At 59.5% G+C, this 352-nt stretch carries 1 protein-coding gene; it reads left to right on the forward strand.

Annotated features, from left to right (window positions below; genetic code table 11):
• The coding region (locus KP705_RS19755; RefSeq protein ID WP_215765544.1) for a transposase at window positions 1–352 on the forward strand (352 nt) is incomplete at both ends.

Raw genomic sequence — 352 nt, forward strand, 5'->3', positions numbered from 1 at the left:
AGCGGACGGAATATCTGATCAACGATCGCCTCTCCTTTATGCGTTTCCTTGGGCTGGGACTTTCAGATCGGGTGCCGGATGCCAAAACGGTCTGGCTGTTTCGCGAGCGTCTGACCCAGGCGAGTGCGATCGATGGGCTGTTCAACCGCTTTGATGCGACCCTGCGTAACGCCGGGTATTTGCCGATGTCAGGCCAGATCCTGGATGCCACGCTGGTAGCGGCTCCRAAGCAGCGCAACACGAACGCCGAGAAAGCCGATCTCCGGGCAGGCCGTATTCCCGAAGACTGGCAGGACAAGCCGTCAAAGCTGTCGCACAAGGATCGCCATGCGCGCTGGACGCTGAAGTTCAC

The sequence above is a fragment of the Gluconobacter sp. P1D12_c genome, from assembly GCF_018812105.1.
GTDB lineage: Bacteria > Pseudomonadota > Alphaproteobacteria > Acetobacterales > Acetobacteraceae > Gluconobacter > Gluconobacter oxydans_A.